Source organism: Terriglobales bacterium (assembly GCA_035561515.1).
Taxonomy (GTDB): Bacteria; Acidobacteriota; Terriglobia; order Terriglobales; family Acidobacteriaceae; genus DATMXP01.
The window spans coordinates 72,410-90,013 of sequence record DATMXP010000053.1; the positions used below are offsets into that span (position 1 = coordinate 72,410).

The following is a 17,604-nucleotide window of genomic DNA, read 5'->3' on the forward strand; positions in this document are numbered from 1 at the left end:
AAGTATCGATGCTCAACGCTCTCTCTTCAGCAGCGTTTACAGCATGCTTTCCAGCATTTTGAACTCCTGAGAACCGTTGATGCTACCATCTGTTAGATGGCGTGCCCTGCACAAGCAGCCTCCAGTCAGGTTTCACTTACTCCTTGACCCCAGTAAGCTAGCGAGGAAGTCGGACGTAACCTGATCGGCTGACACGACTTGAGTGGCAACAGTTCTGACAAATTGCATTGGGACGACCTTGCTCGTGACCAACAAGGGCACAACTCGCGGATTCTGAATACCGGTTATGCGCAGTAGTTTATCTGGATGCGACGTAATAAAGTGGGTCCGTCGCAGATGTTTGTCCAAGTCATCTCCTGGAGCTCCGCGAAATCGCTTCAGTTGCTCAGCGACTTCGCTCACGTTACGCGCAAACAAAAGCTCTTTGCACTCGCAGACGCAGACCACATCTTTCTTCCAAGCGAGCACATCGACGTCGCCTTTCGCTTGATTCTCGGCAGCTTCGAGTTCCGTCATGGCGACTTCCAGTCGAACATTCCAATCTTGCTCTGAGAAGAGATCTGCTACCGCCTGATTGAATTCAATTCCTCTGCGCGCATTCGCGGCCCCGGCATATCGCTTCATTCGCGTCGTATCGAAATATTCCGTTTCAAATGCGCCGGTAAAACTTTCCATGATGGTGTGACGGAAACTGTCCTCACAAAACCCAGGCGCATAGACGAGCCTGCGATCTCCAAACTCAACGATTGGTCGGGTCATCAGGGAAAGGCGGCGCCGGTATCGCCACGGGTGCCAATCCTTATTCCTAAATGGCTTCGGGGCCGAGTCCCACTGTTCTCGCGGTTTGAGAAGAAAATTGTGCCGTATCTCCCCAACTTCGGCCGACGTGAACCCCGCTCCAGTTAGTCTCTTCGCGAAGGAATCGGCGTCCTCAACTACAACTAAGGAGCGCCGTTCAATGGCGCTTTCTTGCAGCAGTCCCGCAAGCTCCTTTAGCTTGCTCGGATTGATGCCAAACTCCTCGGTGAAGCTCTCTACGAACTCGTGCCCGAAAACTTCTTCTTCCGTTTTTGTCCCCTCTGAGCGAGGCGAGAACAGCTCGCCATAGTTCTTGATTGCAGTAATGTGGGTGCGCTCGAAGTGACTGGCGATGTAGGGTCGCATTACGTTCACGAAGTTATCGCCAAATGTGAATTCACCCAATTCGGAGATGCGCATGGAGGGTTCGGTACAGCCAGCGCGCACGGCGTCCGAGTGGGCGGCCGTCGCGACCAGCAGAAGAACCTGGGTCGCAAGGTAGTCGATATCAGCTTGGCTTGCCCGCCGACCGTCCTTCAGTGGTGAAGTGCAAACTGCCATCTCGATGAGGATGCGATCGACGATTTGAGTGCGATCGCGTTTTTCCTGTACCGCCTGTGTCGCCTTGAGAACATCAACCCGGTCTTTGTGTAACGAAAATAGAGCTCGTGCGGTTCGTTGCCAACGGTCATGTTCATAAAGCAGCCGTTCGTGGTTTTGAAGGCATTTCACGATGAAATTGACGCGATCGATTTCCCCGAGCCGGGAATGAACTCTCTTCCACAAAGCATCGACGAGTTTGTTCAATGCTGAATTGGCTGATTCCACCGCGTCAATCCTCGAAGGAACCTTGAGGCCGGCTTCTTGGGCCGTGTTGATTGTGCCGAACGCGATTTCATCGTCGTGGAGGAGTTCGGGGAGATTGTTATCGAATACTCTGAGGTAGTCGCGTACGTCGTGGGCTGGGATGAGATGCATGAAACGGTCATCATCCGAGAGCGCTAAAGAGGCCAGGATCTGAGCGGCCCGTGATTCCAAGTCTTTCACCCTCGCCAGAGTCAGTGCACTCTCGACGAAGGCGCTCACTAGGAGACGCTCAGCATTGTTCTTAGCCGAATATGCCATCGCTAGAAGTCCAATCGGCAAACGCAGCGAAATAATTCGGCCAGCAATGCGCATAGGTATAGAACCCGTAGCTTTGATTTCCTGCACTCCCTCCGGTGTCCAATTCTCGTGAGCCACAATCTGGGACACATCCAAGTCAAAAATTACGTTTTGCCCACCCAATTCGGGCACTTGTCGGTCTAATGCGGGCGCGACCTTCTCGACCCAATTGAGCGCGCTTTCCCAGAGGTCGTATACCAGGCGACGCCGATCCGGATGGGAGGCACTGGTTGAGCAATCGACCCACCATGCACGATCCGCCGTCTCTATGGCACCTCCCAATACGCCCTTTTCTACCGGACACAATGCGGCATAGGTTCTTCGTGTAGAGTCCTCATGAAAATGGGACCGCGTATGCACCTTGCGAACGCGCTCCCATGTTGCGCGGTCAGGACGATAGATGACGTGATCGTCCATGCCTGAGCGGTGTTCGTTTCGCAACGCAAAGATGAATTCTGGTCCGTATGAAATAAGATTGAAAAGACCGTCGCCTTGATCCCGCGGTACGAGACGAAAATCGTGGTGCGTCCACATCGAATACAAATTCGCATCGCTGTGAGCTTCCACTCGAACTCCGAGTTCTTCTAGAGCACGGCGCTGCATAGACATCTTCCAGAGGAGCAGCTTCCATCGGTGTTCATTCACGATTAGTCGATCCAGATCGGCTGAAGACCATACTTGAATAGCGCATTGCGGTGGCAGTCGCGTTGGAAGTGCTATTGCACACCCTCTCCAAACACCGCCGATCACAACCAGAGTCAATCCACCGCGGCATCGTCCCTCTTCCAGGAAGCGATGGCAACTCGCGATCACGAAATCGTCCAGCATGTCACGGAACGGTGGACTCCAAACCGAAGACGGCCCATTCTGCGCGATTTCGTTGACATCGTCGTGCAAGAAGAGAATATGCAGGAACTTATCCTCATCGAAACGAAATGCAGTTTGACTCACGCCAGGCCTCAGCACTTCTTTTTGTTCTGGCAGCAGTGAAGTCAAGAAATCACCGGTTGAGATACCCCTTGTTAATTCCCTCAGTGTCCGTGGTCCTTGCACCCGGTGAAGGCTGTTTGCCAAACCACGGAGCAAGCCAAGATCGCGCACCTCGGAGAGGATGTGCATCACGATACTCATTGGCAATGCGGCAGGGTTTGTGACTATCAGTTCTCCGTCGAGGATAACGAAGGGCTGCTGTCGAACGTTTTTTACATTTGCATCGCGTGCGCGCTGACAGAACTCCGTCAGAGGTATGCAGAACGGCGCAAGCGAGGCGAAGTCGATTCCATGAACTCCCATCTCATCGAAAGTGATAATTGCGCGCCGACTAAGATCGAGAAGAGCTTGATCAGATATTGGCACCGAGACGGGAGCGGATTCGGCCTCCGAGTTGCCCGTTAGCCGCGAATAGCCCATGCGATCGGAAATAAGGTCCGACACTTTAAGAGCGACAAGGCAGTGCTCGCGTAGAACGTCCAAACTAGCGGGCCCTTTTCTCAAGGCGTCCAACATATCTTGCAGGTAGTAATCCGGGTTGCTCCAGTCTCCGGTGAAAACGCGATAATTCCCGGAGTCCGTCATGATGTTTGCAATCGCGATGTCCTCGGCAGGATCTTCTCGTCTTCGCAAAGCAGAGCGCTCAAGAAGTTGATTCAACCAGCGATCAAGGAGCTCGACGGTGACAAGATCTTTGCCGTTGCTGTGTATCGCGATAAGGTGCAGCAGGCACTCCAAGCGCACCAGGTGAATGCGATTTTCATGCAGAAGAGTGAGTCCAGCTACGGCGGCGAGGGCTGACTTGCGGTCACACAAAGCCAACTCCTTGACCAGTTCCGGAAGGGTTCCGCCGATCTGACTGAAGCCATGTTCCTCGACGGCGAGCGACTCCTCGTGCATTGCTTCCAAGAGGTCCCCAAACAACCGCTCAGGTTGCGTGCTGTTTAGAGGTGAGCCGTGGCACTTTTTGAACTTCTTGCCCGACCCGCAGGGGCATGGGTCGTTTCGACGGATTCTCGACATTGTCGTTGCCGCTACCGGGATGTATACGCTGAAGCGAGAATGTAGTGACTCATTATCGGGCATGCAGGCCAAACTTGCTGCACCATCATGGTGTGCACCTTCGCGCGAGTGACGGCAACCATCAGAATCTTTCGACTGCGCATATAGGGAGGCTTATCGTCACGCCACACAAGGTTTGACACGAGCGTGCGGCCATTGTGCCTATCTCTTCGAAGAACGATCACCCCATCAAACTGCTTAGCCTTGGATTTATGAATCGTCATTACCTGGATTCCGTCGGGATCATCCACACCATCCAAAATGAGATCTTGTGCCAACGCGTTGTCAAGTACCTCTCGCGCTCGCCGGTAAGACGAAACCATCTCCCACACTGCGCTCAGCCCAGCGGCGATATGTTTTCCTCGTTTAAACGCAATCAAGTAGTCGAGATGTGTTGCAACGCCCTGAAACAGCGGTTCCCCAGAAGACCGCAAGCACGATTTCACGAATGTCCAGTCGCGCGATGGATCGCCAACGAATGAACTAGTCGTGAGGGTGCTCAACAGATTCGTAAGAACCTTCACAAGACCTGCCTTACTCACGTTTCCTGCCTGGCATTTTACTGCCCAGTCAAGTAGCTGTTTGGCATCGGACTTCGATCCTGAGGCTTTTCTAAGGTTGTGCAATAACATCAATGCCTCTGCCAACTGCGACTCAAGCGGCATCGTTTCCTTGGGCTCGAGCAGGAAAGCAGCGAAACGCGCAGCCAACCGAGCCTCATCCTCATCGAACAACAGTTTGTGAGGAACTGGTTTCTTGCCAGCATTTAAGGCGGCAGAGACCTTGGCAGCCTCCGCCGCAGTTGGCACAAGGATCGCTATCGTCTTCGCCCAATCCTTCGTTTCCGCTCGAATCAGTCGGTGTAAGCACCCTAAAGCTTTTCGAAGCGTTGCTCCAAGGTCTGTTCCACGATTGAACGAAAGATTCGACACCCCTTTATATCCGCCAGGGCGGATGCGGCCAGCCATGATGTCTTGCCCAAATTCAGCAATCTGAGACCTCGGGCTTCGCATGTTTTGCGATCCTAGCTTTACCTCCAGAGGTTTTAGCGTAGCCTTGATCGCATCCATCCGCTCGGGCCCAATACCCGGCAGGTGGTCGAATATCTGTTGTTCGAGATCGGCAAGACAGATGACCTGAGTCAAGGGCGAAAGCATCTCAATGCATCGCCATGCATCGGGTCCTGTATCTTGAGCCTCGTCGACGATTACAAGGGGGAACCGTTCGCCCACCAGCCGCGTTATCCAGGCGCTGCGCGCAAACAATTCCGCTGCCTTTGGGGCAAAGAGATCAAAAGCAATTAGCCCTTCGTTTAGAAAAAGCGTTTCCCGCTCGGCGAGCCAGGCATTCCACTGAGCGTTATCAGGATCGCTCTTGGTACCACCGTTTCGCACTCGCTCATCCTGGGGCATAAGGATCTTGATTGGCGACGGTGCGCCCAAAAGATAAGCGTGAGTCCTCAGCAAGTCCCAGAAAAAAGAATGAAACGTCTGGACATTGAGGCGAGTTCGATGCTCTCGACGAGAAAGCTCCAGGCGTGCCACCTGCAAAATGCGCGCAACCGCTGTTCGAGAAAAGCTTAAGAACAGAACGGACTGACCCGGGTCAAGACCTGCATCGATCCGAACTAGCGCCTTTTTGAGAGCAATAGTCGTTTTGCCGCTGCCCGGGCCACCGGTAACAACCGCATGCCCGTTACAGTCAAGCAGCTTCTTCCGCTCTGGACAAATATTCACGCTTTTCCATTCACATCAACAGATGAAGTGGAATGTGAAGAATCGCCGTCCGCGGCAGCAGCCGGAACATCCGGTTGTGAGGACGGCGACGCGGCCGATTGTGGAGCAGCATTCGCGGAGCTGGTAGGAGGGGTTGCCGCGGTGATCGTAGGAATCGGGAAAAACGTATAGATGGACTTCAAGAATGCGACAGCCGTCTGTGGCAACTCATTGAGCTGACACTCTTCAATTAGAAGAGCCGCCCATCCTGCGCCTTTGGTTGACGAGAGAAGCTGCTGAACAAGTTTCTTCATCGCGTTGTCGTCGGTTGGAAGCGTCGCGGGAATACCGTAATGGCCCAAATCCACCCCAGCGGCTACGAGGGCGTCTACAAACAAACGCAATCGGCTGACAGCGATCTCCTGGGCGAGTAGCTGTTCGAAACCTTTGTATGCGTGTTCCACGTTGATGTCTAACACATCTGCGAATTTCTTTTTCTCATCTGGCGTCCTCTGTTTGAAATCGTAGAAGCCGAATGTTTTCAAGCCGAGTGCCTGAAAAAATCTCGCGAACTTCGGTATTGTCCCGTCACTCTCCGCGTCAAATACCGTCACGCCAGCAAGATCGAGTGGGTTCAGTGTTGGATCATTCGCCTCGATGCAGCGCGCTAACACAGGTAATGCATGGGATTCTGTTGTTCCTTCGACGAGAACGACGCCTTTGCCAAGCATGCACTCGGCGAGGCCACGGCGAGCATATCGCTTGTAGTCATTCTCCTTTAGTCCTGTTGCATCCGCGACACACATACATTGCAGGCTTCCGCCCGTACCACGCGTGAGCAAAAATGTATTCTCCGGAGTGAACCGCTCGATGACGTAAGGGGAATGGGACGTGACGAATGCCTGCTTGGTATGGAGCAAGAGGTACTCTGCAATTCGACGCTGTGTGTGGGGCTGGACAGCGATCTCGGGTTCCTCCATCGCGAAGATAACCGACTCCGGTTTGAGTTCCGCGATGAACGAAAGCAGCGCCAGCACTAGAGTATTGAGGGTTCCGGTCCCGGCTTGCTGAAATGGAACTTCTTCTTGGTCATCTCGCATCCCGAGGAAGAAAGACATCGTCTTGCGCAGATGTTCACGCGTGAGCTGGGTGACGTATAGCTTGGTCTTACGCCCCGGCTTACTGGCCGGAACGTAGCTCGCAAGCCGTTCCTCGATTGATTTCAACACAGGTTCCAGCTCGGCGGCGTCTTTTTCGATGTCGAGCGCGCGAAGCCGCTTGATGGCTTGCTCCCAGAGACCCGTCCGGATTTTCTGCAAGCGCAACAGCAGATCTAACAAAGATCCGCGCTCAAGACTTAGCGCACGCGAACCTGTGCGCAATGCGCGCAGGTACAGGAAACCAAAAAGCCGTTTGATCTCCCGTCGGACCGGATCTTTGCCATCCTCTGCATTATTTGGACTATGCACGTACACGGTCTCTGCCGTGAATTCATCCTCCTCCGGATCGTACTGAGCTACGGTCTCGAGTCTCAGACAAGGCACTGAGGTCCCGGGAGTTGCCGCCGCCACCTCACCTTGTGCCAACAGCCGTTTCTCCGCGGAATGCCAGAACTCCAGATGCCCGCTGCATCTCTTCAACACCTCAGCACTCAAGTCGATGAGAAGCACCTGCACGCGAATTGGGATCGGCAGCGGTTTGTCTTCGGGTGTAGCCGCCGGTTGGAGATATTTGCCGTTATAAAAATCGAATTCTTCGACTGGCGGGAACTTGTTCAAACGATCAGGCCCGAGGACAAGATCTAGTGCTTCGCATATTGTGCTCTTCCCGACGTTGTTGGGTCCCAGAAGGAGAGCGTGGCCATCAAATCTAAGGTCCGCCGACTGGATCCCTCTGAAGTTCTCGATCTTGAGTTGAACGACTTTCAACAGAAACTCCTTCGAGGAAGTGTCGGCAGGTATCGTACTCCGCTATGAAGGGATTTCGCGGTGATCACCCGCAAGTTGGACAAAAAAGGGGGGGAAGTGCCGAGTCGCCTTGAAGCAATGTGTCGGGATCAGCATGAAATGGGGGCTGTGCTCGTGGTGGAGGGGTACATGCACTAGCCTAAATCAATTTTTGCCTAGATCACTCGCTCGACAGGAAATGCGGGTTTTCGTGTGTGGTGTGTGTTGCAGGTGTGCCATAAGTGTGCCGCACGCCCTGATACAAAGTGCGATTTATGCGCTTTCTTGATACCGTTTGCGTTTGCTTCCGTGCGGGCTTGTTTCTGCGGCAAGTTGTTGATTCTAATTTGGCTGCCTCCCAGGGATTCGAACCCCGATATGCTGATCCAGAGTTAACATTTTTGTTGAGCGTCTTTATCGTCCCATTTAGGAGCAGCTCAACGAAGAGTTCACCTTGCGCGGCCCACAACTGGCACACTACCCTGCCCTGAACCCTAATAATAAGGATAGTTTCCGGCTGACCGGCAGTCCGCCGGAACGATTCCTTTCGATCGCCCACCATTTTTCCGGATCGGGCCCATCATTCGCACCCACGCAGAAACATCGCTCCAGGAACCATTTCAGGGAACTTTCGTCCAGTCTTCGATCGCCAATTTAGGGGCCCGCCCCAATTCCCCCGTATGGTGAGTCACCAGCGTCAAGCCCAGGCTTCGCGCATGGGCTGCGATGAAGAGATCATTGGCTCCGATCATAGTTCCCAATTTTTTCCAGTGAGATCGGATCTCGGCATAATGCGCAGCTGACGGGTCGGCGAAATCGAGAACCTCAACATAACTCAGGAAAGCATGCAGTGCTGCCTCGTCCTGCTTCCGCCGCGGAGATACTTCGACACCATAGAGCAATTCTGACTTCGTGACTACCGAGACGCACACATCGCTGACCGGCAGCTTTTCGAGGTGTTTGAGAAGTGCGTCATCGGAGCGTTTCATCACATAAGAACAGATATCGGTGTCCAGCATGTAGCGTCGCATTACGCTTCCCGCTCCTGCACCGGCAGATCTTCCATCTCTTCCATGAAAGTCGCCGAAGCTACGGGCGCCTCGGCAAGGTAGGAAGTCCAGTCAAACGGCCGTGGGGACAACACGACCTCGCTCCCCTCTTTACGAATGAATACCTCGTGTGTCCGGAACTGAAACTCTTTGGGGAGACGGACCGCTTGACTCCGGTTATTCATGAAAATCTTCGCTTTGCGTTGCATGGACGGCTCCTTTGGTCTTGCCATATACACTGGTATATGCCAAACCGGTAAGAAATCCCTCGGCAGCGAGCGAAATCAGCGCCCGGACGAGTCCCCCAATATCTGTCGGCGAGATGGTCTTTTCATCGACAAAGAGCACACCGCCATGGGAACGCTCTTCTTCTGCCCAGACCTTTAGCAAGGGAGGAATCGTCCCGCGGTCATAAGTGACGAAGGTCAACCGTTGCTCTGCACTTCAGTTTGCCAGAGACTAGCGGTTGCCTACTTAATGGAGGCTCCGGATAAGTTCCGGCTCTGCGATTCCATCAGCCCTGGCGTCCGAGGCTCCATAATTAACCTTGGATTTTGAGTTGCGAAGCACTGCATTTCCACGGCCCATCAGGGTTGAGTAAGCCTCACGAACATCTAGTATGTGGCCCATTGCTGATAGTTCGTTCTGGGTTTTGCCGGGTATACGGGATTCGACACGGATATTACAGCCTTGATTGGGATGGACGGTGAACCGAGGTTCCTCCAATGCTTGCTGGATATTCATGTGGTAGTCGACGATGTTGGAGACGAATTGTACATGCGCCAAGGGCTGGTTGGCTCCGCCCATAATTCCAAATCCGATGTGCTCGTCGCCTTTCTCCATGAAGGCAGGAATGATGGTGTGAAACGGTCTCTTACGTGGAGCCAGTACATTGGGAGAAGAAGGGTCGAGAGAGAATAAGGCACCTCTGTCCTGAAGTACGAAGCCCATGCCGCGCACGGTGATCCCAGAACCAAAGGCGTCATAGTTGCTCTGAATCATCGAAACGATATTACCGTTGCGATCGACGACAGACAGATAGGTCGTGTCGCTGAACGGCTCGCCGTAAGGAACGCTGCAATTCGCACGGCTTGAGTCAATCAACTGCGCTCGCTTTTTGGCAAAGTCCTTCGAAGTCAATCCTGCGACTGGAACCTTTGCAAATCGCGGATCGGCATTGTAGCGGTACAGGTCGGCATAAGCGAGCTTCATTGACTCGATTCGCTGATGCAGCTCAACCGGATCTGAGGGACCGTCCAGCGAGGCAGGGAGCGTCTCCAGGATGTTTAGCATTTCCAGAGCCGCCATACCTTGGCCGTTTGGAGGAAGTTCGTAAATGTGCCAGCCTCGATACGAAGTAGAGATGGGTTCCACCCATTCGGGCTCAAAAGACGCGAGATCGTCAGCCGCCATTGATCCATTCAGAGTTCGAGAAGTGCTTAGAATTGCATTGGCGATGGGGCCCTTATAGAAGGCTTCGGCGCCTTCACGGGCAAGTACACGAAGAGTCGCGGCCAGATCGGGATTTCTGAATAGGTCTCCAACGTCCGGCACCTTCCCATTCGGCAGATAGACGCGCCGACTTTCGTCATCTTTATAAACTGTCTCTCGGTATTCGTTCCAGTACGCGTGCGCAATTTCTGGAACAGGAAAACCTGATTCGGAGTAAAAAATCGCGGGTTGAAGCAAGTCCTTCCACTGCAAGACTCCAAAGCGGTTGTGGAGCGCCTTCCATCCGGCAACTGCTCCGGGAACGGTGACGGAATCGATTCCGGAGAGAGGCGGAGTAGCTTTCCCTTTGGATCGCAAACGTTCAAGCGTGAGTTGTCGTGGAGCCCAACCGCTGGAGTTAAGACCGTATAGCTTGCCCGACTTGGCATCCCAATAAAGCGCGAATAGGTCGCCACCGATGCCGTTCATCATAGGCTCGATTACTCCAAGCACGGCGTTGGCGGCAATGGCCGCGTCGATTGCCGAGCCACCACGGCGGAGTATCTCCGCACCCGCTTGCGAAGCTTGAATTTGACTGGTGGCTACGATGCCGTTCGGAGTAATGACCATGGAGCGCGCGGTGTTTCGGCCCTGCGCGAAGGAGAGGGGACCTGCGAACGTCACGAACAACAGGATGAGCAGAGCCAATTGTGGACGGGGAAGCATCAGCACTTTCCTTAGTGTCGCGTTAGGGTACTGAGTTTATGCCGATTCGCCGCTTGGCTGATCACGATTTTTCTCAAACAGCGTGAGTGTCGCGGTGCCGGCGACCGTCAAAAGGCCTCCCAAGATTTGCGAAGGCGTGATGCGATCGTGAACGGAGATGATAGAGAGTACGAGCCCAAACAGCGGCAACAAGTAGATGGAAGTGGATACTTGTCCGACGTCGAGGCGGTTGAGAACCCACATCCACAGGACCATCGCTACTCCCCACGACAGAAGTCCAAGTACGGCAATTGCGACCCAAGTCCGGGAGGAGTAGCCATCGATTTTGTAGAACGGCGATTTTTCAAAGAAGCCGGAGATTATGGCGCACGCTACGGCTCCCACGACATAACTGTTGATCAGAACTTCGAGTTCGGAATAGCGGGCAAGCAAACTCTTGCTGTATGTGTTGTAAAAGGCGCTACCTAACCCGGCAATCAAGATGACGAAGTTTCCGAACAGCAGATTGCGACTGAACGAGGCTTCCGCCAAGTCGCTGGTGGAGATCATCAAGGTGCCGAGCAGTCCGAGCACGAGGCTAAAAATCCGCAGAGTAGTGAAGCGCTCACCGAGCATAAGAACGCCGAGAACCGTCATCAGGACTGGAATGGTAAGCGACAGGAGAGCGGCATTGGAAGCGGATGAATGCGAGATGCCCCAAGAAAGCATCACCGATGGGGGCACAATGCCGAGAATTCCGAGGATTAGATATTCGTAGAGAGTCCGCCAACCTCTTTTGGAATTCGAGCGTTGCATGCGGCGCTTCTCTCGCAATCGAAGAGGGATCAGAGGAATCAACGCGAGCAACAGCATCCAGAAATTGAGAGCAGCCGGTTCCATGGCGTCCCCCCCAATCTTGTAAGCAGGGTATTGGGTCGCCCACAGCAGGTTGACGACGATGAGAGCGGCAAAGTTGATTCCGGAACCATGTCGGCGGTTCATTCATTCCCTCTACGGTCGATAATCGATCATAATCGCAGCAGATCGTAGCAGGAGGTAAAGGTGGTAGTCTAGTCGAAACAATCGCTGTACTTGCGAATTTCCCAGTTGACAGCGAGTTTTCAGGTGAGATATACCTTCCGACCTCGTCGATGAATAATGATCGTTCATCGATTAAATGGGAGGAAGCATGATGTTCCTGAGTGTGATCCGCAGCTTCGGACTGGCCACCCTTTTTGTGCTCATCGCGTTCCCAGTCTCACTACGCGCACAGGGAGCGGGCATTGTGGGCTCTGTGAGCGACTCTACAGGTGCAATCTTGTCTGGCGCGGCCGTGAGCGTAAGGAACGTGAACACCGGGGACACTCGGCAAGCGAAGAGCAATGAAGCAGGGCAGTACTCAGTGCCGAACTTGAAGATCGGCGTTTACGAAGTCACTGCGACACGAGATGGCTTTCAACGGAAGATCGTGAAGGAGGTGCGGTTGGAAGTTCAGTCGTTACGCACCGTTGACTTTGTTCTCGCGCCCGGAACGACGGCATCGGAGATCTCGGTCACCGCTGCGCCGACGGCGGTGCAGACCACTGAATCCACCGTTGGCACTCTCTTCGAGTCCAAGCTGGTTAGCGAGATCCCGCTGAACGGGCGAAACTTCCTTCAATTGCAACTTCTCTCACCGGGGGTAACGACCGGCCCTGCGTACGGTTCCATTTTTGGAGCCGTCAAAATCGATCGGCAAACTACCACGACGGGCGGCGGAAGCTTTTCGGTTAATGGAAATTCGGAGATCTATAACGATTATCTGCTGGACGGGATTTCCTTCAAGGATTGGATCCACGGAACGAACACCATGAATCCGTCCGTCGATGCAATACAGGAGTTCAAGACTCAAACCGGCAACTACTCTGCGGACTTTGGTTCCAACGCCGGAGGTCTTGTGAACATGGTGCTAAAGTCCGGCACCAACCAGTATCATGGCAGCGCTTTCGAGTTCCTCCGAAACGATTTCTTTGATGCGACTAATTACTTCACGAAGAGATTGGGCCAACCAAAGCCGCCGCTACGACGCAATCAATTTGGTGCTACGTTTGGCGGGCCGCTGATCCGCAACAAAACATTCTATTTCGGCAGCTACGAGGGGTTCCGCGAGCATCGTACGGTAACCTTGCTGGCCAGTCTCCCGACCCAAGCGATGCATCACGGGGATTTCTCGGAATTACTTGCCTTGCCAACTCCGAGAGTCATAAAGGATCCTTTTACCGGCCAGCCGTATCCTGGAAATGTCATTCCTCCGAACAAGGTGCTTAGTGTCATGCCAGATTTCCTCGACAAGTACCTTCTCCTGCCGAATCGTCCGGGTTTGTCTAACAACTACGTCGCCCCCGGCAGTAGCACCAATTCCACCGACCAATTCCTCGTTCGGCTGGACCATTCCTTGCAGCAAGATACTCAGATATTTGGGCATTATGTTCGCAACCAGATCAACAATAATCCAGCGATCCTGAACTCCAACTTCTCCTCGTACGATACGAATTTCAATCACAACGTCGGGATTCAACTCAACAAAACCTTGAGTCCAAACAGCATTCTGGAATTCCGAGTCGGCTATAACCTGTTCAAGCAATTCAATATTCAGAACCATTCCGGCGAAGTACCGAGCATCGCGACGGGTGTTCTGCGAATAAACGGCGTTACTCAAGATCCGCTCGGATCTAGTGCTCCGAGTTTTTCAGTGGTCGGGTTCAGCGGGTTTGGCGGCGGTTCTAGCCCGCGCAGTTGGTTCAGTGAGAGGTACGAATATCAAGGTAGTGTTAGCCTCACACGCGGAAAACACATGATTCGGATGGGCGGACATGCTGTCCGACACCACGAAACTTTCCCGGAAATACTCATCCCAAACGGAGCGTATACGTTTGATGGCACGTTCACGGGTTATTCAGCCGCTGACATGCTGATTGGGATTCCGAGTAATTATCAACTCTCGCCAGAAAAGTTTGACCCACAATTCCGCCAGTGGGAAATCATGCCGTGGGTTCAGGACGACTGGCGTGTCACTAACAATTTAACAATCAATATCGGGCTGCGATATGAGTGGCGGCCTTGGCCTGTGTCTGCGAACAATTCGATTGCGAACATCGTTCTTCCGCCTGGAGCAAGTACGGCCACACTGTTGCTGTCAGGCCCATGTGTTCCCGATGCAGTGCGCCGTTGTCAAACAACTCTGCCCAGTTCAATTGCTCCGAATCGTAGTACTTTCGATGGAAATGACAACAATAATTTCGCGCCACGGATTGGGTTCGCTTACCGACTAGGTTCGTCGGGACGTACGGTCATACGCTCAGCGTATGGAATCTTTTACCAAGAGAGAAACTTCAGCGGACTAACTTCCCTGAGCTATAATCCGCCATTCGTCAGCAACTACAATGTTTTCAATAACGTTTCAAACTTTCAGAGTTGGGATTGGTTTAATCCCGTTGCTACTTCGAATCCAGGCGTATTCCAGTTCAGTGCATATCCGGGGAATTCCCGGAACCCCTACTTGCAAGCCTGGAACCTGAGCGTGCAGCGCGAGTTGGGAGCCGGCGTAGTGATTAATGTCGGCTACGTTGGCAACCACGATACGAAGTTGTGGTCGCGTGCACTGCCGAACCAGCCGCGACCTGGTCCGGGTAGTATTAACGACCGTCGTCCCTACACCAATGTCGGTAGGATTAGCAGCGATCAGTCGATTGGAAGCTCGAACTATCACTCACTTCAAGTTCGAGGGGAAAGGCGTTTCTCGAGCGGACTCTCTTTGCTCACTTCCTATACCTGGGCCAAGACGATAACCGATTCCCAGCGCTCAAGTACATCGACCCCAGATTTACAGGATAATAATGACCGCAAGGCGAACCGAGGCTTGTGGGGTGCTGACATAAGGCACAGATTTACCTTGAGTACTGTGTATGAACTTCCAATTGGAAAAGGGAAGCAGGTTCTTGGAGGTGTTAGTGGCGTCGCGGATAAGCTGATTTCCGGTTGGGAAATGGCAGCAATCGGAACCTTTCAGACTGGTCAACCGCTCACGGTCACACTTGCGTTCGATAATCCAAATGTAGGCGAAGGAGCGAAGCTCCCAAACTTGCTGCACAACCCAAACAATGGCCCGAAGACTATCGATCAGTTCTTCGATACGGCCGCATTTGCCCTCCCACCTCAATACACCTTTGGCAACGCAGGAATCAATACGGTTATTGGTCCGGGCCTTCGAAACGTGGATCTTTCTCTCATCAAAAACACAAAAGTTTTGGAGAAGATGAATCTGCAGTTCCGTGCCGAAGCATTTAACGTCGCAAACCACCTGATCATGGCCAACCCAAACACCACGTTTGGAACGCCCAACTTCGGAAAAGTCACCGCAACAAGGCTAGACAATCGGCAAATTCAGTTGGCTGTTCGATTAACGTTCTGAATTCCATGCGCGGGGGCTGATTCTTCAGTCCCCGACTTTGTTCCAGCCATTATTTTGCAGCCCTACTGCCAGCTATGCGATTCGTAAATAGGAAGTTAACTCGACACTTAAGACTACTCGCGGTCCTTCTACCGTTCTTCTCTTGCGGGATCCTGTCCTCGACGGAAACGCACACAAGCCGCATAGACCTGACGAATGCGGTGATCTTAGTACACCCAGACGAGGCGTCATATGTTCAATATGCTGTGAAGGATTTGGCGAGTTACTTGAGCGATTTGACCGCAATAACTGTTCGAGTAAGTTCATCCGCGGAAGATCTAAGAAAAGGTAAAACAGCCATTGTCGTGGGGCAGAAGATGGCTGTCGCCCTGAACTTGGACGAGAAGTTAACCAGTGGCCTAGGCCCGCAAGACTCAGCGATAAAGTCTCTGGATCTGCTTGGCAAAATCGTAGTTGTTGTCGCGGGTTCTGACCCGCACGGAACCAATCTAGGCGTGGCAAGCCTCCTGCAACTGATCCGAAGCGAAGCGGACGTCGTTTATGTCGAAGGACCTCTGGACATTAGAAGCGGGCCAAGCGTTCGGGTAAGGGGGTTTCATATGAACGGGGGATGGCAACTGAACCATCCCTATGGATTCCGCACATGGACAGAGGAAGACTGGAAGAGGTTCGTCGATATCGTTTGGGCGGAGCGTGGCAATTTGATTTTCATGTGGCCCTACGTGGAAACCATGACTGTTCCTTTGGCGCCGCCAGACGAGGCGTACCTACAGGAGTTTCGGCGCGTGGTGGAGTATGCCCAGCGTCAGCGGGGGATGGAAGTCTGGATCATGCAGTCTGCAAATCGCATAGCCGTGACGGACTGCAGTGTACCGGACCCGAGGTTAAGGCCGCATTGGATCGAGGGATGCCAGAAGGACATGGACCCTTCTGATCCTCAGCAACTCGCAACAATCTCCAAATCATTCGAAGCTCTTTATCGCGTGGTTGATAACGCGGATGCTTTTTGTCTGATCGATTCGGACCCGGGTGGTTGGCCCGAGAGTCCACTTAGCGACCAATTGAAGATTTTTCTCGAGGCCCGGAAACTTCTTGATCGCTATAGCGTCGGCGGCCACAGAACGAAGTTAGTCGATTGGATGTGGATCGGTTGGGGGCGACACACATCCAAGAAGTCTCCGCAAAAGTTGGGAACGGTCTTCAACTTCACCGGCAAGTTCCCTGATGAAAGCGACATTCAGTTCATGGCTGACACAATCCGAAATTTCAAGAACAACCTTCCTGGTCCTTGGGAAGTTGTTGCGGGAATGACGCCTTACCTCGAGTCTGCACGACGCGAAGCAGCATTAAAAAGTACGGTCTACCTTCCTTACGGAGCTATTGAATCCGAACCAGCGTTCCCGGCTACGAACATGGGGTTCGAATCGCTGAGAGAGGTATTGGCAATACAGCAGACATACCCTGAGCTACGCGGATGGATGGGAAACAACGAATTGCTTCTCTTGCAGTTTCCGCGCAGCTTCTACTTCATGAATACCCTTTGGGATTCGAGTTACCGGAACAAGAGCGAAAGCGAAGTCCTGGATGATGTCGCACGACTTCTTTATCCCGACCACAAGGAACTGATTGCGGCCTCTTTCCTGGCATTACGGCAAAAAGATCCAAGAACGATTGGCCTCCTAATCGCGCGGCTGGAAGGATTAATGAGATCCGTCGGCAAACCTCGGGTGGGTGCTGTTGGCAGGTTCTTGTTTCCAGATCCCCACATAGTAATCAAGTCTCTGAAAATGCAGCTCGAGATTCGCGTCGCTCGGGAGCTCCTCATCGAAGGTGTGCGAGACGGAGCGAAAATCGACAATGCCGGAAAGCTCGTAGAAGACTATTTTGACAAAATGCTGGCGTGGAACAAAGAGACGGGCTGGGAGAAAACGATCGACATCAACATCTGGCGTAGCCCGCTCTTTGAGCGAGACAGAGACTTAAATGAGGCATTGGTTCGCCTCAAACAGGTGATCGGTGCAGGCAAACCCTACACGAATTATGAACAGATTGAGTCATTTTTCGAGCCGATCGAGGGACGACTCCTTGCTAAGTACTCGAAAAACTCAGTAATGATCGGATGTGTCGAGCCGTTCAAACTTGCGGTTGCCCAGAGCCAGTGATTCCGTTCACGTAACTCCAATGAATGATGATCGATCTTATAATTGTCATTTGAACCCCTGTAAACTATGGAAATGGCGAAGATATAAGTAATTCATTGACACAATCGACAAGAAAATCGTACTCTGTGATCG

10 protein-coding genes are annotated in these 17,604 nt (G+C 52.9%); 2 read left to right on the forward strand and 8 right to left on the reverse strand.

The genetic code is table 11. The features are described 5' to 3' along the window. Positions 1 to 132: 132 nt before the first annotated feature. The 8 genes from VN577_23045 to VN577_23080 form a co-directional block, all read right to left on the reverse strand. A complete protein-coding gene (locus VN577_23045) occupies positions 133 to 3,861 on the reverse strand; it encodes a hypothetical protein (protein HWR17725.1) in 3,729 nt (1,242 codons plus the stop codon). A 125-nt stretch (positions 3,862 to 3,986) separates the two neighbouring features. Next, the gene (locus VN577_23050; GenBank protein ID HWR17726.1) at positions 3,987 to 5,750 is read right to left on the reverse strand and encodes a UvrD-helicase domain-containing protein; all 1,764 of its coding nucleotides are present in this window, start codon (positions 5,748 to 5,750) and stop codon (positions 3,987 to 3,989) included. Further along, positions 5,747 to 7,657 carry an AAA family ATPase gene (locus VN577_23055; GenBank protein ID HWR17727.1) on the reverse strand — a complete coding sequence of 637 codons (1,911 nt, stop codon included), beginning with the start codon at positions 7,655 to 7,657 and terminating at the stop codon, positions 5,747 to 5,749. Before VN577_23055 ends, VN577_23050 begins: the two co-directional genes overlap by 4 nt. A gap of 638 nt (positions 7,658 to 8,295) precedes the next feature. Then, a complete protein-coding gene (locus tag VN577_23060) occupies positions 8,296 to 8,706 on the reverse strand; it encodes a PIN domain-containing protein (protein ID HWR17728.1) in 411 nt (136 codons plus the stop codon). Then, positions 8,706 to 8,909 carry a type II toxin-antitoxin system VapB family antitoxin gene (gene vapB / locus VN577_23065; protein ID HWR17729.1) on the reverse strand — a complete coding sequence of 68 codons (204 nt, stop codon included), beginning with the start codon at positions 8,907 to 8,909 and terminating at the stop codon, positions 8,706 to 8,708. The genes VN577_23060 and vapB overlap by 1 nt, the downstream gene beginning before the upstream one ends. Then, on the reverse strand, positions 8,902 to 9,153 hold the full coding sequence (locus VN577_23070) for a hypothetical protein (GenBank protein HWR17730.1): 252 nt from the start codon (positions 9,151 to 9,153) through the stop codon (positions 8,902 to 8,904). Before VN577_23070 ends, vapB begins: the two co-directional genes overlap by 8 nt. 45 nt (positions 9,154 to 9,198) lie before the next feature. Next, complete coding sequence (gene ggt / locus VN577_23075) at positions 9,199 to 10,881, reverse strand: gamma-glutamyltransferase (GenBank protein ID HWR17731.1); 1,683 nt, start codon at positions 10,879 to 10,881, stop codon at positions 9,199 to 9,201. Positions 10,882 to 10,917: 36 nt separating this feature from the next. Beyond that, on the reverse strand, positions 10,918 to 11,862 hold the full coding sequence (locus VN577_23080) for a DMT family transporter (protein HWR17732.1): 945 nt from the start codon (positions 11,860 to 11,862) through the stop codon (positions 10,918 to 10,920). Positions 11,863 to 12,709: 847 nt separating this feature from the next. On the opposite strand from VN577_23080, the gene VN577_23085 reads away from it, so the two are divergent. Together VN577_23085 and VN577_23090 are read left to right on the forward strand one after the other, a co-directional pair. Further along, positions 12,710 to 15,310 (forward strand): hypothetical protein, encoded by a 2,601-nt coding sequence (locus VN577_23085; protein HWR17733.1) that lies wholly within the window; start codon positions 12,710 to 12,712, stop codon positions 15,308 to 15,310. A gap of 599 nt (positions 15,311 to 15,909) precedes the next feature. Continuing rightward, positions 15,910 to 17,472 (forward strand): hypothetical protein, encoded by a 1,563-nt coding sequence (locus tag VN577_23090; protein HWR17734.1) that lies wholly within the window; start codon positions 15,910 to 15,912, stop codon positions 17,470 to 17,472. Positions 17,473 to 17,604 lie beyond the last annotated feature (132 nt).